Consider the following 12,755-nt stretch of genomic DNA (forward strand, 5'->3'; position numbering starts at 1 on the left):
GGAGCAAGACCATGAAAGTCAGAAATTCCCTCCGCGCCCTGAAGAAGGTTCCCGGCGCACAGATCGTCCGACGCCGGGGCCGCACCTTTGTGATCAACAAGAAGAATCCGAGGATGAAGGCCCGTCAGGGCTGATGCTGCGGGGCGCCTGCTGCGCCTGCCGTTGCGTCAGCCGCGGCAGGGGCTTAGAGTCGGCGGACACGTTGCACTACGCAGAGAGGGACTTCCATGCCGAACGACACCACTCAGCCCGACAACACCGAACCTGAGACCGCAGAACCCGCCTCCGGCACCGGCACGAAGGATCCCACCGTCGTCGAGGGCGCCAACCCGGCCCTGGACGATACCGGAAAGCCCAAATCCCCGGAAGTGGGCGAGGCACCTGAGCAACCCAAGGATCCACAAAACCTGGACCTTACGCCCGAAGGACTCTCCGATGAGCCGGCCAAGGAAGAAGACCCGGACAGCTTGGCCAAGCCGGAAAACAGCTAACCTGGCTTACCGTCCTCGACCTGTTTCGGCCGGGTCGACTGCCTCCACGGAGATGAGAACCACCCCGAGGGCCCGGACCTTCAACAGCAGCCCATGCAGGCCTGACTGATCTGCGACGAAACCGCAAAGACTTGTGGTGCCGTCGCTTTCGTGGGTCAGGGTGAGGTCATCGAACCAGGCAGACCAGTGCTGGTCCAGGTGCCCGCCGATACGAATCCGGTATTGGGTGGGCACCTGGTGTTCTGGGGACGCAGTCATGAGTTTCTCACCGGGCCACGGTAGGTCCGGTCCTCCGGCCGCCGGCCCGGCGGATGAAGAACTCCGCCACTGCAAGATTGATGACCCATCCCGCCCCCAGCATCAGGTCGGTGCTGAGCTCACCCCGGGGTGCCGCCGTCGGACGTTAACCCTGGGGCGTGGGCACCTGCGCCTGGATGGCCGTGATGGCCACTGTGTTTACGATGTCCTCCACGGTGCAGCCGCGTGAGAGGTCGTTGACCGGCTTGCGCAGGCCCTGCAGGACGGGCCCGACGGCGACCGCCCCGGAGCTCTGTTGCACCGCCTTGTACGTGTTGTTGCCGGTGTTCAGATCGGGGAAGATGAACACGGTCGCCTGCCCTGCCACCGACGAGCCGGGCATTTTGGAGGCCGCGATGGAGGCGTCCACGGCGGCGTCGTACTGGATGGGGCCCTCGACGGCGAGATCCGGGCGGCGTGCACGCACCAGTTCGGTGGCCTGCCGGACTTCGTCCACGGCCTCGCCGGAGCCCGAGCCGCCGGTGGAGTAGGACAGCATGGCCACCCGCGGCTCCACCCCGAACTGCACCGCGGTTTCGGCCGAAGCGAGTGCAATGTCCGCGAGCTGCTCCACGTTGGGATCAGGGTTCACGGCACAGTCGCCGTAGACCAGCACCCGGTCCGGCATCAGCATCAGGAACACGGAGGACACGATCTTTACGCCGTCACGCGTTTTGACGAACTCCAGCGCGGGGCGGATGGTGTGCGCCGTGGTGTGCGCGGCGCCGGACACCATGCCGTCCACCACGCCCAGCTGGACCATCATGGTGCCGAAGTAGCTGCCGTCCTGCATGATTTCCAGTGCCTTTGGCAGGTCCACGCCCTTGTGCGCGCGCAGCTCGGCGTACTTCTCCGCGAACCCCTGCCGCAGTTCCGAGGTGGCCGGGTCCACGATGTTGATCCCGGCGAGGTCGATGCCGTTGGCCGCCGCCAGCTCGCGGACCTGCGAATCCGGTCCCAAAAGGGTGAGGTCGCAGACGTCGCGGCGGTGCAGGATTTCGGCGGCCTGCAGGATCCGGACGTCCGTTCCCTCCGGCAGCACAACGTGCCGGCGCTGCCCCCTGGCCCGTTCGATGAGGTCATGCAGGAACCGCAGCGGAGTCATCCGTTCCAGGCGCGGCAGGTGGAGGCGCTCCACGAGCTCAGCCTCATCCACCCGCCTGGACCACAGGCCCAGCGCGGAAGCCACCTTGCGCCGGTGCCCGGACCAGATCTCGCTGCGGACCTCGGAGACCCGCTTGGCCGTGGTGTAGGTGTCCTCGCTCGCCGCAAACACAGGGAACGGCGCCTGAGCCAGGAGCGGGTAGATGTTGGCGTCCGGGGACAGGCCGCCCGTCAGGATCAGCGCCGACGGCACCGGGAATTCCGGCGAGAACGACGACGCCAGGCACGCCACCATTACGTCTGCGCGGTCGCCGGGAACGATCACCAGGGCGCCCTCATCCAGCACGTTCAGGAAGTTGCCCACGTTCATGGCGGCCACCTTGATGTCCCGGACGTCGCGTTCCATGTCCGCGAGGCCGGCGATCTGCCGCACGCCAAGGGCCGCAGCAACTTCGCCGGTGGTGGGCCGGGCGATCTCCTCAAGCTCCGGCAGGACGTACACGGGCCGGTTGGATGCCCCGGGCCTGATCTCCGCGGCGATCTCCGCCACCAATTCAGGGTCGGCGCGGTTCACCATGATGGCCAGCAGCGTGCACTTTTCGGCCGCCAACTCCTTGCGGGCAACCTCGACGGCGGCCGCAGCCTCCTCGACGCTGAGCCCCTTGGCGCCCACCACGGCAACCACCGGCGCGGCGAGGTTGTTGGCCAGCCGGGCGTTGAGGTCAAACTCCACGGCGGCGTCCTGGCCGGTGAGGTCCGTCCCCTCCACGATCACCACATCGCAGTGCTTGGCGATCTCGGCGAAGATCTCCACACAGCGCGCGTCGATGTCGGCGCGTTTTCCGTCGGCCAGGAGGGCCCGCACCTCGGCAGACGTCAGCCCGCCCCGGCACCGTTCGTCGTCAAGCGCGAAGCGTGATTTCACCAGGGCAACCATGGGGTCGTCTGCGGCATCCGGGCCGTGGACCACCGGTTTGAAGAACCCGATCCGGTCCGCGTGCCGGTGGAGTGTGTCCGCGAGGCCCAGAGCCACGAGCGATTTGCCCGATCCCGGGGTGGTCGCGCTGACGTAGATGCCTTTGGCCATGGTCCGCCCTTTGCTGTGCGTGGTGCCGGTCCCTCCATCCTTGCACTTCCCGGGCCCGTCACAGGGCACCTGAAACCGCCGCGCCCTTGACATCGGACCTGCATCTGGGATTACCTAATGAACATTCGGTAAATAAAGCTGGAGGCAATGACGCATGGTTGAAGCAGCACTCTCCGGGGCCACCCACCCCATCCTTGAAAACGACTATGCCTCCGAATGGATGGGCGTTGAAGTCCTCGCCGTCAGCGACGGGCACGCCACTATCCGCATGACACTCCGGCAGGAAATGCTCAACGGCTTCGGCATGGCGCACGGCGGAATGATCTTCGCCTTCGCCGATTCCGCCTTCGCCCTGGCCTGCAATCCGGTCAACCCGACGCCGGAAGAGATCAACAACATCACCGTGGCCGCCGGCGTGGACATCAACTTCCTGAAGCCCGCCTACCGCGGCCAGGTGATCACCGCCGTCGCGGACCGCCGGTCCAGCTCGGGCCGCAGCGGCCTGTACGACATCCAGATTTTCGCGGCCGACGCCGGTGCGAAGCGCGATTCGCTACCCAGTTCCGGCACGCCCGGGGAACTCATTGCCGAGTTCCGCGGACGCAGCCGCACCATCCCCAAGAAGTAGGAAAATCATGACCCTCCACGCCCCCGAAACCCCCGCTCCGCAGCCGACCTCCCCGCGAACAGATCCCGTCCTGGACCGCGAGGAAACCATCTCTCGCGACGAACTCGAGGCCCTCCAGCTCACCCGCCTGCAGCACACGGTGGCCTACGCCTACAGCCGGGTGCCCCTGTACAAACGCAAGTACGACGACGCCGGCATCCACCCCACGGACCTGCGCGAACTCAGCGACCTCGGCAACTTCCCGTTCACCACGAAAGAAGACCTGCGCGCTGAGTACCCGTTCGGCATGTTCGCCGTCCCGCAGAGCGAAGTAGCCCGCGTGCACGCGAGCTCGGGCACCACGGGCCGGCCCACCGTCGTCGGGTACACCAAACAGGACCTGGCCGACTGGGCCAAACTGGTGGCGCGCTGCTTGCGCGCATCCGGCGTCCGGCCCGGCATGAAGGTCCACAACGCCTACGGTTACGGCCTGTTCACCGGCGGGCTGGGCGCGCACGCCGGCGCCGAAGCGCTGGGCTGCACCGTGATCCCGATGTCCGGCGGGCAGACCGAACGCCAGATCCAGCTCATCCAGGACTTCGCGCCGGACGCCATCCTGGCCACGCCCACCTACCTGCTCACCATCGCCGACGCCATGGCGCACATGGGGATCGACCCGACGTCGACCTCCCTTAAGTACGCGGTTCTGGGCGCCGAGCCGTGGACGCAGGAGATGCGGCACGAACTCGAAGTGACCATGAACATCAAGGCGTGCGACATCTACGGACTGTCCGAGGTGATGGGCCCGGGCGTCGCCGGGGAGGCAGTGGAAACCCAGGACGGCAGCCACATCTGGGAGGACCACTTCCGCCCCGAAATCATTGACGCGTTCAACCCCACGGTGGGCAAGGAAAACGTGCTGCGCGACGGCGAACACGGCGAACTGGTATTCACCTCGCTCACCAAGGAAGCCCTGCCCATCATCCGCTACCGCACCAAGGACCTCACCCGCCTCCTGCCCGGCACCGCCCGCCCCGCGCACCGCCGGATGGGCCGCATCACCGGCCGCAGCGACGACATGATCATCCTGCGCGGCGTGAACCTCTTCCCGTCCCAGATCGAGGAAATCGCGCTGCGCATCCCCGAACTCAGCCCGCACTTCCAGCTCGAACTCGCCCGCCCCGAAGGCCAGCGGATGGACCAGCTCACAGTCAGGATCGAACGCCGGGACGCCGTCACCCCCGAGCAGAGCACGACGGCGGCGCGCGCCCTGCAGGAGCAGATCAAGATCCACGTGGGTTCTTCGTGCGCCGTTGACGTGGTGGACCCCGGCTCGCTGGAACGGTCAAACGGGAAGTTGCGCCGGATCTACGACCTCCGGCCCAAGGCATAGGCGCCCACCACCTTCCCGCGCGAGGGGTCACTTGGGCCTCCTGCCTGCGGGTCCGCTGCGCCGCTACCGGGATTACTGAACGTTCGTGGGAAAATAGCCGGTATGCCCACTACAGCAGCCCCCAACAAGCGCGGACGTCCCGGTTACGACCAGCAGTCGGTGCTGCTCATCGCCGTCGACGTCTTCAACCGGCACGGCTATGACGCCACGTCCATGGGAATCCTCGCCGAGAACCTGGGCATCTCGAAATCAGCCATCTACCACCACGTGCCGTCCAAGGGCGACCTACTGAAACTCGCGCTCGACCATGCGCTGGGCGGCCTGGAATCAATCCTCGAACAGCCCGGGGCGCAAAGCGGCGCGGCGGACGCGCGGCTGGAATTTGTCCTGCGGCAGACCGTGGCGGTACTCGTGGAGCGGCTGCCGTTCGTCACTCTGCTCCTGCGGTTGCGGGGCAATACAGACATTGAGCGCGACGCCCTGGAACGGCGTCGTGCGTTTGATCACGAGGTGGCCGCCCTCATTTCCGCAGCCCGCGACGAAGGATCGCTGCGCCAGGACATCGATCCGCGCACCGTCACGCGCCTGCTGTTCGGGACCATCAACTCAATCGTCGAATGGTACAAACCGGGCGGCTCCCTCACACCGGAAAAACTGGCCGACGACGTCATCACCATCGCGTTCGACGGGCTCCACGCGCAGCACTAGGGAGTGCTGCGCGACTGCCTGCTGCGAGCCTGCCGAGGGGGTCAGAGCTGGTATTCGGCCTGCATGCCCAACGTCTCGTGAACGCACAGGATGTTGTGCTCCGTGTCCATAAACCAGGCGCACTTCTCGGACTCCGTGGTGCAGATGTGGTTCTCGGTCTTCAGGGTGGGCAGGTCGTAATCCTGGAACCGGACGCCCTTGGCCTCCATGTCCTGCACGATCCGCTCAATGTCACGCACCTCGAAACTGAGGGCCGTGTGCTCGGAGTGTTTCCCGTCCGAGACCGGCAACAACTGCAGCATCGGGCCGCCGTCGTTACCGAGCAATTCGCTTCCATCGTCTGTCATTCCGCGGTGCGGGAGGCCCAGTTTTTCGGTGTAAAAACTGCGGGCGCGCGCTGCGTCATCGACGGGCAGGATGGTTGTGGCTGTGTTCAGGGCTAGGTTCATTTGGCCACCTCCTACGGTGGAAATTTTACGCCGAGGGAACCCGGAAAGATCCCCACACCCTCTCTCACTTAATGCGGGAAAACCCCCGACGCTCTCTCACCAGTGCGAGAGCGTCGCCGGAAAACGTGCAGGAAGTGAGAGAGCGTCCGGGGGTGGGGCTACTTTTCGACGAGGGTGAGGACGTCGTAGGTGGCTACGATCTCGTCGTTCTGGTTGGTCAGGAGCGCGTCCCAGGCCACCTCGCCGTATTCGTCGGTTTCGCGCGGTGTGATCTTCTTGGCCGTGAGGGTGACCCGGATGGAATCGCCGGCGGCCACGGGCGTGATGAAGCGGAGGTTCTCCAGGCCGTAGTTGGCCAGGACCGGGCCCGGCGCCGGTTCCACGAACAGTCCGGCGGCCCAGCTCAGCAGCAGGTATCCGTGCGCCACGATGCCCGGGAAGAACGGGTTGGCTTCGGCCGCTTCCTGGTTGGTGTGGGCATAGAAGGTATCGCCGGTGGAGTTGGCGAACGCCGTGATGTCCGCCAAGGCCACTTCCCGAAGCCCGGACCGGACGGCGTCGCCAATCCGCAACGAGGCCAGGGACTTCCGGAACGGGTGCGTCCCCTCGGTCTCCACAGTGAAGTTCCGGTCCGCCCCGGTGTGCCAGAGACCGGTGACGGCCGTGAGCATGTTGGGTGAACCCTGGATGGCCGTGCGCTGCATGTGGTGCATGACAGAGCGGATGCCACCGAGTTCCTCGCCGCCGCCGGCCCGGCCGGGGCCGCCGTGGACCAGATGCGGGACGGGTGACCCGTGGCCGGTGGAACTGCGGGCGTCCTCGCGGTTGAGCATCAGGACACGGCCGTGGTGGGCGGCGATCCCGGTGACCAGTTCGCGTGCTACGGCAGGATCGTTGGTGCACACCGATGCCACGAGGGAGCCGCCGCCCCGGGCGGCGAGCCGGACGGCGTCGGGCAGGTCCTTGTATCCGATCACGGAGGCTACCGGGCCGAACGCCTCCAGCGAGTGGATCGCGTCAGTCTCTGCGTCAGCCCAGCTCAGCACCACCGGCGACATAAAGGCGCCAGCCTCCACCACACCCGTGGCACCGTTGGCAGCCGTGGACGACGGCGAATCGAGCGTTCCGTACGCAAGCTCACCGCCGGCGTCGAGCATTGACTGCACCGCGGCGCGGACGTCGGCGAGCTGCTCGAGCGACGCCAACGCGCCCATGGTGACACCGTCGGCGCGGGGATCCCCCAGCACAACCCGCTCATCCACCCGCTTTCCGATCGCGGCGATCACCGCCGGCACCAGCTCCTGCGGCACGATGGCGCGGCGGATGGACGTGCACTTCTGGCCGGCCTTGACCGTCATTTCGGTGACCACGGACTTAATGAAGGCATCGAATTCCGGCGTGCCCTCCACCGCGTCGGGCCCAAGGATGGCGGCGTTGAGGGAGTCCGTTTCGGACGTGAACCGGACGCCGCCCTGCACCACGTTGGGATGCGATTTCAGGGACAGCGCGGTGGACGCGGAGCCGGTGAAGGCCACCAGGTCGCGGTAGTCCAGCACGTCCAGGAGGCCGCGGACCGAACCCGAGATGAGCTGCAGCGAGCCCTTCGGCAGGATGTTGGATTCGATGATGGCTTTCACCACGGCCGCGGCCACGTACCCGGTGGGGGTGGCCGGTTTGACGATGGTGGGGACGCCGGCAAGGAACGCGGGCGCGAGTTTCTCCAGCATGCCCCAGACCGGGAAGTTGAACGCGTTGATCTGCACCGCAACACCGGGAATGCGCGTGTAGATGTGCTCGGCCACGAACGAACCGTCCTTGGACAGCACCTCCATGGGCCCGTCCACCACCACCTGCGAATTGGGCAGCTCGCGCCGGCCCTTGGAGCCGAACGTGAAGAGGACGCCGATGCCGCCGTCGATGTCGATCATCGAGTCGATCTTGGTGGCACCGGTCTGGGCCGAAAACGTGTAGAAATGCTCGCGCCGGGCGTTCAGGTACTGCGCCAGCTCCTTGAGCTTGAGCGCGCGCTGGTGGAAGGTCAGCTTGCCCAGTTCCGCCTGTCCCGTGGTGCGGCCGTAATCCACGACGGCGGCCAGGTCCAGACCGTCGGTGCTCACCTTGGCCAGGACTTCCCCGGTGCTCGCATCCCGTACGGGGACAGCCGAAGCTGCCGCACCGGCGTCGGGAGTCCACCAGGAATCCTGGATGAAACTGGGAACGGTCTGGGCTGTGTCGACTGTGGCTTCGGCAGTGGTGGTCATCGTTGACGGGTCCTTCCAACACGGGGACAAACGGGGTCAAGGCTTTACTGACCGTCCGTTCGGTAATATGTCTACAGTACATGACTGTGCCGTACTGCACACTGGAAGTTCAGCCTCGACAAAGGAGACCCATGAGCGCTCTATCCCCCGACGCCGCTGCGCCGGACGCCACCGCCCATGGCGCTACCCCGTGGAAGATCGTCCTCGGCGAGCTCGACGAGAAGATGGGTGTGAAGATCATCGAGGAATCGGTCGAGCGCGTGGTGGCGACGATGCCTGTGGAGGGCAACAGGCAGTCATTCGGGTTGCTCCACGGCGGCGCGTCCTTGGCGGTAGGCGAGGCCGTAGGCTCCTGGGCGGCCGTGATCCACGCCAGCACATTGGGGAAAACTGCCGTGGGCGTGGACGTCTCAGCGACGCATCACCGCTCGGCGCGCGAGGGGCAGATCACCATCACCGCGACGCCCATCCACCTCGGCGGCACCCTGACCACGCACGAGGTCCTGATCACCAACGACGCCGGCCAGCGCCTCTGCACGCTACGCATCACCAACCTGCTGATGAAACGGAAGAAGTAGCCCTCCGCCCCAGTTGCCCTGTCACGTAGCGTCGCCTGTCGTCACGGATGACGACGCTACGTGATAGATCAACTGCGGGTGGGGCGCTGCCGCTTCCGCCGCTTCACCAAGACCAGGAACACACCGCCGACGGCAAGCGCACCGGCCGCGAGCCCGGCGAACAGGACCAGCCCGGACGCTCCAGTATTGGCCAGGCTTGCCGCCCGGCTGTCACCCAGCGGACGTACGACGGCGGCGCTGTCAGCTGCCGGAGGCACCGCACCGTTCGCGGCTGGTACCTCAGCCGGCCCGGCGGCAGCAGGGATTACTACGGGGGCCGGGGCGTCAATGACGAACGTCGCAACAGCCGGGGCAGAAGCGATCCCATCAACAGCCTCCGTCACAGACAACGTATGCGTACCAAGGGCCAACCCGGCGGGGAACGGTACGCTCCAGGCTCCGTCAACTACCAGCAACAGCGGAGCTACTGTACGGGCCACAGACCTCGACCCGGTTTTGCCCCCCGCTGTTGCACCGGACAGGGGAATGCCGTCAATGGACACCGTCACCTCTGCGCCGTTAACGCCGCTTCCTGAAATGCTTTCCGGCAGAGCGTCTTGCCGGAGGTGTAGCCCGTCAGAGATGCTGGAAATGATTGGAGCCGGCGGAGTTACAGTAAACGTTCCAGTTGCGGGCGGGCTGTCAGCTATTCCGGTGTATGACAGCACTGCCGTCACGTTCACCCTCCCGAAGACGGCCGGGCCTGTCAGGGGAACTGACCAACGGCCCTCCGGTCCGACAAATGCAGACCCTGTCACGTCGCCTGTGAGAGACACGGTGGCCCCGGGCGCTCCCGTGCCCGCAAGACTCTTCAGTTCTGGCAGCGGGGCGGCTGCCGGCGTCGTGATTGTGGGCGTGGAAAGGGAGGACGGAGCGACGATGGCAGTCAGAGCTGCGGCGCCCGAGCGGCTGAAACCGTTGACGGTTTCAGCCGCGAATGTAAATGTTCCAGGGGCCTCGGGCGCTGTGAAGGACCAGTTGCCTGCGGCGTCCACGGGCACCTCGAGTGGTTGTTGGCCAGCCACCGTGATAAGGACTTTCGAATTGGCGGCCACGGTTGAAGCAGGCGCGGCTCCAACACGTCCTGTGACATCTGCCCCGGCAGCGAATGTCAGGTTGGCGGGTGCAACGAGTTCAGGCTTGTTGAGGAACAGCTGGACCTGCACTCCACCAGGAATCGTGGCGATGGAGTCCTCGAGGGTGGCGGCAATCGCCAGGGTCTGCGTCCCGTTCAGTATTTCGGCTCCGGTATGGGTGCCTACAGCAAAATTGCCACTGATCCATGGGCCGCCGGAATCGCCGCCTGCTGACTTTACTGACGTTGAATCAAAGGCGCGGACGGCGCGAAGGTCGTTGTCGTAATTCGGCGGGGCGCTCTTAGGGCCAGGCATCATCCAGATACCGACTGCATCAACGGTGCCGCACTTCCAACCTGATGTTCGCCCGGACCTGCATACGTCCTGGCCTTGGAAGGGCGCCGTAGTTCCGATGATCTTGACGGGATCCGGGGTACCGGCGTTTCCCCACGTGGTGGCGGCCGGCTGAAGGCTAAGCCCGGGCGTGATGGCCTGGATGACGGCGATATCGGTGCCGACACTGGATCCGTCCGATGCTGCTGTCGAGTTGTTTGGGCCACCGAACTGGCTGAACCCGAAGCTGCCGAGCGAGGCAAGCGGCCCCGTCAGCGGGGTAGTGGACCCGCCAGCCGGCGCCGAGCTGAGCGGCTCGATCCCGGCAGCCTTAGCCAAGCCGTCAGCGGCGCAGTGTCCAGCGGTCAGGACCAGCGGCAGTCCGGCGGGGCTGAACGCGCTAAAGCCCGCCGAGCAGATGGCCTGGTTGTCAGCAAAGTATCCCTGTCCGCCGAAGATGTCGTCCTCGGTTTTGACGGCGGCGCCTTTTTCCAGCTGAACATTCGCGTAGCGCGCCACGAACTGCGCGGGGGTCAACTTCCCGGGTTCGGCCGACGCCGGTGCCGACGCCCCCGCGGCGGGCTGGCTGTCATGGGTTGTCGGGACCTCTGATTCCGGGGTGTTAACAGAACCTGTGCGGATGACAAAGTGCCCGTCCGTGTAGGCGACTGCCTGGAGCCCTTTAGTCCCCACATCGCGAACGTAGGCCTGGAACAGCTGATCAATACTCCCCGCGACCAACTCGGGCTCTGCTATAGCGGGAACCGACGGGACTGCGGTGGGTACAGGAGGCGTGGCCGCCGTTTCAGGAACCGGCGTTGCCGCAACTGAAGTTGGAGGGGACACCAAAACGAAGTCGGCGAGGCCGGGCTGGTTCAGCTCATCCACCCTGGCCTGCAGGGCGGAGCCTGCCCCTTCAACCATGATTTCGCCGGCCTGCAGGCGGATGCCCAGATAGCCAGGGAGCGCACGCAAGGAATCCGCAGCGTCAGCTGCCCGCCGGCCAAGCTCCCCGGCCGCATTAAATTCCGCCAAGCTCATGCCGAGATCCCGACGGACCGCTTCGGAGAGGCCTGCGGCGGAGGGGCCCCCTGCCAGAACGCCTCCCGCCGGATCTCCAGAATCCAAAACTCCGGCACCGCTGAGGTGAGTGTCACCAACTCCGGAACCACCCGCCGTCGGGCTTTCCACAACCGACGGCGGCTCAACCGCCGGCTGCTCTACAGCCCAGGCCGGCACGGCCCCGAGCCCCACGGAAAGTGCCACTCCGGCAGCCGCTGCTGCTGCAATTACGCGTTTCAAACTGTGTGCCGTCGCTTTCGTTCTATTCATCTGTATCGCTCCGCCGTGCCGTGTACGCGGCGACCACCGCGGCCAGGCACAAAGCTGCCCCGCCCACCATGAGGAAGATCTGGCCCGGGAGCCACTCGCCGCCGACGGTCCCGTCGCCGAGCCCGAAGTTATCCTCCGTAGTCCCGAAATCTGAAGCGCGGACGGCCCAGAACGGCCCAGCCACCAGCATCACCCCTCCGGCCACCGCGAGCGACGCCGCCACATACTTCATGGAATCCATGGCGCCACCCGGCTGCCGAGCAGGCTTGTGACCGCTTCCAGCTCGGCCTCGGACAGGCCGTTGCGCAGCAGGAATCCACGCGTGTCCAGCTCCCGGACAAAGTCCACCACGGCCCGGCTGCGCCGCTCCAGCAGGGGTGTGAGTTCATCGTCATCGATGTAGCGTTCGCCGGCGTGGGGCGGGCCGTGCGTCCGGAAGCGTTCGTTGATGCCACGGGCAGCTTTGGCGTAGCCGTCCGCCAGGAGCTGGTCCGGGTCGCCGGCCAGGTCCTGCAGCATTGCCGCGACCATGCCGCTGCGGTCCCGGCCCGCCGCGCAGTGAACCACAACGGCGCCGGCTTCGGCTGCCGCGACAGCGCGGAACACCGCCACGAACTTCTCCGGGTAGAGCCGGACATTGTGCAGGTAGTGGGCGGGGTCGTTGAGGTACGGCCCGCAGACGGCGGTTAACCGCGGATCATCGGGTTCTTCGGTGGGGGCCGAGACGATCGTGATGCCGGACCAGGCCGCTTCAGCCACGGCGGGGTCGGTGTCTCGGCGCCGCGCTTCCCGGGAGTTACGGAGATCAATCACGGTGCGGACGCCGTCGTCGTACGCCTGCCGCCAACCCGCTTTGGTGAGCCATTCGCGGCGGCCCATCCGGTAAACGCGGCCGCCAACATGCCAGGCATTCACAGCCCCGTCCCAGCCCACGGCTCCGCCTGTCGTCTCCACCCGGACAGCTAACCACAAAGCCGCACTGCCTGCACGCGATAGGCGC

13 protein-coding genes are annotated in these 12,755 nt (G+C 66.1%); 6 read left to right on the forward strand and 7 right to left on the reverse strand.

What is annotated here, in order from left to right; all coding sequences use genetic code 11:
* Nucleotides 1–11: 11 nt before the first annotated feature.
* Nucleotides 12–134 carry a type B 50S ribosomal protein L36 gene (ykgO, locus tag FYJ92_RS15455; protein WP_058931424.1) on the forward strand — a complete coding sequence of 41 codons (123 nt, stop codon included), beginning with the start codon at nucleotides 12–14 and terminating at the stop codon, nucleotides 132–134.
* 93 nt (nucleotides 135–227) lie between these two features.
* A complete protein-coding gene (locus FYJ92_RS15460) occupies nucleotides 228–491 on the forward strand; it encodes a hypothetical protein (protein ID WP_185261485.1) in 264 nt (87 codons plus the stop codon).
* A gap of 6 nt (nucleotides 492–497) precedes the next feature.
* Here FYJ92_RS15460 and FYJ92_RS15465 read toward each other — a convergent pair whose 3' ends face one another.
* Both FYJ92_RS15465 and pta read right to left on the reverse strand, forming a co-directional pair.
* Nucleotides 498–749, reverse strand: coding sequence for a hypothetical protein (locus tag FYJ92_RS15465; protein WP_185261486.1), 252 nt, complete (start codon nucleotides 747–749; stop codon nucleotides 498–500).
* 145 nt (nucleotides 750–894) lie between these two features.
* On the reverse strand, nucleotides 895–2,979 hold the full coding sequence (gene pta / locus FYJ92_RS15470; RefSeq protein ID WP_185261487.1) for a phosphate acetyltransferase: 2,085 nt from the start codon (nucleotides 2,977–2,979) through the stop codon (nucleotides 895–897).
* 154 nt (nucleotides 2,980–3,133) lie between these two features.
* Between pta and FYJ92_RS15475 the strand changes: the two genes are divergently transcribed.
* From FYJ92_RS15475 to FYJ92_RS15485, 3 genes are all read left to right on the forward strand, one after another.
* Nucleotides 3,134–3,607 carry a hotdog fold thioesterase gene (locus FYJ92_RS15475; protein WP_185261488.1) on the forward strand — a complete coding sequence of 158 codons (474 nt, stop codon included), beginning with the start codon at nucleotides 3,134–3,136 and terminating at the stop codon, nucleotides 3,605–3,607.
* Between the two features lie 7 nt (nucleotides 3,608–3,614).
* Complete coding sequence (locus FYJ92_RS15480) at nucleotides 3,615–4,979, forward strand: AMP-binding protein (protein ID WP_185261489.1); 1,365 nt, start codon at nucleotides 3,615–3,617, stop codon at nucleotides 4,977–4,979.
* A gap of 102 nt (nucleotides 4,980–5,081) precedes the next feature.
* Entirely contained in the window at nucleotides 5,082–5,687 is a 606-nt protein-coding gene (locus FYJ92_RS15485; RefSeq protein WP_160673990.1) for a TetR/AcrR family transcriptional regulator, read from the forward strand.
* Between the two features lie 41 nt (nucleotides 5,688–5,728).
* On the opposite strand, the gene FYJ92_RS15490 is transcribed toward FYJ92_RS15485, so the two are convergent.
* On the reverse strand, nucleotides 5,729–6,136 hold the full coding sequence (locus FYJ92_RS15490) for a VOC family protein (protein ID WP_185261490.1): 408 nt from the start codon (nucleotides 6,134–6,136) through the stop codon (nucleotides 5,729–5,731).
* Nucleotides 6,137–6,294: 158 nt separating this feature from the next.
* Nucleotides 6,295–8,397, reverse strand: coding sequence for a phenylacetic acid degradation bifunctional protein PaaZ (gene paaZ, locus FYJ92_RS15495; protein ID WP_185261491.1), 2,103 nt, complete (start codon nucleotides 8,395–8,397; stop codon nucleotides 6,295–6,297).
* Nucleotides 8,398–8,528: 131 nt separating this feature from the next.
* On the opposite strand from paaZ, the gene FYJ92_RS15500 reads away from it, so the two are divergent.
* A complete protein-coding gene (locus tag FYJ92_RS15500) occupies nucleotides 8,529–8,975 on the forward strand; it encodes a PaaI family thioesterase (RefSeq protein ID WP_185261492.1) in 447 nt (148 codons plus the stop codon).
* 68 nt (nucleotides 8,976–9,043) lie between these two features.
* Here the strand turns inward: FYJ92_RS15500 and FYJ92_RS15505 are convergent, their stop codons facing one another.
* The 3 genes from FYJ92_RS15505 to FYJ92_RS15515 form a co-directional block, all read right to left on the reverse strand.
* Nucleotides 9,044–11,464: a S1 family peptidase gene (locus FYJ92_RS15505; RefSeq protein WP_185261493.1), complete on the reverse strand. Its 2,421-nt coding sequence runs from the start codon at nucleotides 11,462–11,464 to the stop codon at nucleotides 9,044–9,046.
* A 283-nt stretch (nucleotides 11,465–11,747) separates the two neighbouring features.
* Complete coding sequence (locus FYJ92_RS15510) at nucleotides 11,748–11,996, reverse strand: hypothetical protein (RefSeq protein ID WP_185261494.1); 249 nt, start codon at nucleotides 11,994–11,996, stop codon at nucleotides 11,748–11,750.
* Entirely contained in the window at nucleotides 11,984–12,688 is a 705-nt protein-coding gene (locus FYJ92_RS15515) for a tyrosine-protein phosphatase (protein ID WP_255482427.1), read from the reverse strand. The genes FYJ92_RS15510 and FYJ92_RS15515 overlap by 13 nt, the downstream gene beginning before the upstream one ends.
* Nucleotides 12,689–12,755: the final 67 nt, after the last annotated feature.

The sequence above is a fragment of the Pseudarthrobacter sp. NBSH8 genome, from assembly GCF_014217545.1.
GTDB lineage: Bacteria > Actinomycetota > Actinomycetes > Actinomycetales > Micrococcaceae > Arthrobacter.

Bases quoted from the DNA above. Each gene is read 5' to 3' on its own strand.
- ykgO (WP_058931424.1), top strand. From the start codon at position 12: ATGAAAGTCAGAAATTCCCTCCGCGCCCTGAAGAAGGTTCCCGGCGCA.
- FYJ92_RS15460 (WP_185261485.1), top strand. From the start codon at position 228: ATGCCGAACGACACCACTCAGCCCGACAACACCGAACCTGAGACCGCA.
- FYJ92_RS15465 (WP_185261486.1), bottom strand. From the start codon at position 749: ATGACTGCGTCCCCAGAACACCAGGTGCCCACCCAATACCGGATTCGT.
- pta (WP_185261487.1), bottom strand. From the start codon at position 2,979: ATGGCCAAAGGCATCTACGTCAGCGCGACCACCCCGGGATCGGGCAAA.
- FYJ92_RS15475 (WP_185261488.1), top strand. From the start codon at position 3,134: ATGGTTGAAGCAGCACTCTCCGGGGCCACCCACCCCATCCTTGAAAAC.
- FYJ92_RS15480 (WP_185261489.1), top strand. From the start codon at position 3,615: ATGACCCTCCACGCCCCCGAAACCCCCGCTCCGCAGCCGACCTCCCCG.
- FYJ92_RS15485 (WP_160673990.1), top strand. From the start codon at position 5,082: ATGCCCACTACAGCAGCCCCCAACAAGCGCGGACGTCCCGGTTACGAC.
- FYJ92_RS15490 (WP_185261490.1), bottom strand. From the start codon at position 6,136: ATGAACCTAGCCCTGAACACAGCCACAACCATCCTGCCCGTCGATGAC.
- paaZ (WP_185261491.1), bottom strand. From the start codon at position 8,397: ATGACCACCACTGCCGAAGCCACAGTCGACACAGCCCAGACCGTTCCC.
- FYJ92_RS15500 (WP_185261492.1), top strand. From the start codon at position 8,529: ATGAGCGCTCTATCCCCCGACGCCGCTGCGCCGGACGCCACCGCCCAT.
- FYJ92_RS15505 (WP_185261493.1), bottom strand. From the start codon at position 11,464: ATGAGCTTGGCGGAATTTAATGCGGCCGGGGAGCTTGGCCGGCGGGCA.
- FYJ92_RS15510 (WP_185261494.1), bottom strand. From the start codon at position 11,996: ATGGATTCCATGAAGTATGTGGCGGCGTCGCTCGCGGTGGCCGGAGGG.